Raw genomic sequence first — 2,333 nt, 5'->3', positions numbered from 1 at the left:
CGCGGGCCAACACCCTGTTGGTCTGAGGAGGCTCACGGACCGCCCGCCGAAAGCGTCCACCTGTAAAGGAAATCAACACTTTTTGTGTTTATTTCTTTTGCTAAAAAAATTATCAATTAATTTGAGATGAACTGGAATAAAACAAGCATGAAAGGTGTATAAATACTAAGTGTGATATTATGCGCTCTATTAACTGACAATTCGACATATATGCAAAACGATTGTATGCATCTAATCATTTTGATACACTTACATTGTATTAATTATAATGTAGTAAACATCTAGTCTTGATTTCATAGCTTGTTCACATTTGAATCCTTGTATTATCAACATATATGCTATAATTAAAGACATGAAATAGAACGTGAGAGGTGTTATGAAACCATGCATACCATCGTAGTGGGTGTCAATTATCGTACAGCTCCGGTAGAGATTCGCGAACGACTATCCTTTGTAGAGTCCGACTTACCGCAGGCGATGCAAGCACTGCAAGAGCAGAAAAGTATATTGGAAAATGTCATTGTCTCAACATGTAACCGTACTGAAGTCTACGCCATTGTAGATCAGTTACATACGGGACGTTATTATATTAAACAATTCCTTGCTGATTGGTTTAACTTACCAATGGAGTCTTTTTCCTCTTATTTATTTATATACGAGAGTGATGGAGCTACTGAGCATTTATTCCGTGTTACTGCGGGAATTGATTCAATGGTTCTTGGTGAAACTCAAATACTTGGACAAGTACGCAAAAGTTTCTTATCAGCTCAAGAACGCGGTACAACTGGAACTGTATTTAACCAATTGTTTAAGCAATCTGTAACATTTGCCAAAAAAGCACATGCTGAAACAGCTATAGGTGAGAATGCGGTTTCGGTTTCCTATGCTGCAGTTGAACTTGGGAAGAAAATTTTCGGTTCACTGAAACAAAAACATGTAGTCATTATCGGTGCTGGAAAAATGGGTGAGTTAGCGGCTAAAAATCTCCATGGAAATGGAGCAGGCAAAATCACAGTCATTAACCGCACATTAGAAAAAGCACAATTACTTGCTGGTCAATTTGCTGGACAAGCTAAATCGATGAATGAACTTCAATGCACTTTACTAGAAGCTGATATTATCATTAGTTCAACTGGTTCGAATGATTTCGTTCTTGATTTTGAGTTAATGCGATATGTTGAACGCCTACGTAAAGGGAAGCCTTTATTTATGGTTGATATCGCCGTACCACGTGATTTAGATCCACGTATTGGCGATCTTCCGAATATGTTCTTATATGATATTGATGACTTACAAGGCATTGTTGATGCGAATTTAGCAGAACGACAATTTGCTGCAAATGAAATTTCCTTGATGATTGAGCAAGAAAACGTTCAATTTAAAGAATGGCTTAGCACATTAGGTGTTGTGCCTGTAATTTCTGCACTTCGTCAAAAAGCATTACAAATTCAAGAAGATACCATGGTTAGCATTGAAAATAAAATGCCAGACTTAACTGATCGTGAACGTAAAATACTGAATAAGCATACAAAATCTATTATTAATCAATTATTAAAAGAGCCTATCCTACAAGCAAAAGAACTAGCCGCATCACCAAATTCTAAAGAACAGTTACAACTGTTCCAACAAATATTTGGGATTGAGGAAGACGTAATGCAAGAAAAAGAACGTCAAATAGTAGCTACTAAAGATCCAGTAAAAGTTGTTGAAAAATCACAACAAGTAGTTAAACCAGGGTATTCATATTAATTCAAAATAGGAGGCGTTTTCGTATCTGTATGGTAAACTATACATGCGAAAACGCTTTTTTGATAAGCTAAGAAGTATATAACTATAAAGAGCCAAGAACCGCGTGTTCATGGTGTTTTTAGTATATGTAGACTTACATGCTAAAACAGGATTTCCTTTTTAACCACACAAGTTTCCACTTGGATTTCAGGGGAAGTGAAATTTGTTCATTGATATATTCTATTCTATAGTAACCTCTGGATTGCTCATGAAAATCCTATTTAAATATAGGAGTAGGTAGTTTTATTCTTCAAGATAGGAAGATTTGTTATATTTATTTTTAATACATATTGTTATCATAACCAGGTGAATGATTGGCGTTACAGGCAGCGAAACCAACGGAAAAAGCGAGTCCAGGTGAGACGAGGGCACTGAAGAACTTACGTTTTTTAAATTTGTAAGTGTGTTTAAATAAAAAAAGGCGACATTTCGTTCGTATTGCTTACTCTGATTCCTTCATAAGGCCATAGATGAAAGAAATTATATTTACAAATGATTGAAGTGAAAGGCGGCGACTCCGGGAGCGACCGAGCCTAGGTTGCAAC

Annotated in this window: 1 protein-coding gene; it reads left to right on the top strand. The window is 36.3% G+C overall.

Going from position 1 to position 2,333, the window contains the following annotated elements; genetic code table 11:
- Nucleotides 1-384: 384 nt before the first annotated feature.
- Nucleotides 385-1,749 (top strand): glutamyl-tRNA reductase, encoded by a 1,365-nt coding sequence (hemA, locus tag B371_RS0100655; protein WP_019412422.1) that lies wholly within the window; start codon nucleotides 385-387, stop codon nucleotides 1,747-1,749.
- Nucleotides 1,750-2,333 lie beyond the last annotated feature (584 nt).

The organism is Paenisporosarcina sp. TG20, from assembly GCF_000286315.1.
Classification (GTDB): domain Bacteria; phylum Bacillota; class Bacilli; order Bacillales_A; family Planococcaceae; genus Paenisporosarcina.
The sequence above is the reverse complement of the archived record's forward strand: the minus strand, read 5'-3'. Positions and strand labels throughout refer to the sequence as shown.

Coding starts and splice junctions, on each gene's coding strand:
- hemA (WP_019412422.1), top strand. CDS start 385: ATGCATACCATCGTAGTGGGTGTCAATTATCGTACAGCTCCGGTAGAG.